Here is a 246-nt window from a genome sequence, read left to right as displayed (position 1 = left end):
GCACGGCACGTGGATGTGGTCGGCTTCGATCACCAGCGTGAAGCATTCGGGAATGCCGACCGGGGAACTCACTTCGAGCGCAGCGCCGGTTTCGGAAAGGTTGCGCACCGTGCAATCGATGACTGCGCCGCCAAACGAAATCTTGCCCGACTTCAAGAGCCGGCGCCGTGGTGCTATTCTGTGCTCGTCCACCACATGGACCTCCCACTTGAACAGGGAAGTAATCTACGGGCGAAGTTACTATCC

The 246-nt window shown here is 58.9% G+C and carries 1 protein-coding gene; it reads right to left on the bottom strand.

Features of this window, described 5'->3' with window-relative positions:
- Positions 1–192, bottom strand: a 192-nt coding sequence (locus QSV46_RS40610; protein WP_314964366.1) for a PilZ domain-containing protein, incomplete at its 3' end; no start/stop codon positions are given.
- Between the last annotated feature and the right edge of the window lie 54 nt (positions 193–246).

Origin of the sequence: Bradyrhizobium cosmicum (genome assembly GCF_032290525.1) — a bacterium.
In the GTDB taxonomy this organism is placed as follows: domain Bacteria; phylum Pseudomonadota; class Alphaproteobacteria; order Rhizobiales; family Xanthobacteraceae; genus Bradyrhizobium; species Bradyrhizobium cosmicum_A.
This window is presented reverse-complemented; position numbering and strand designations above follow the sequence as displayed.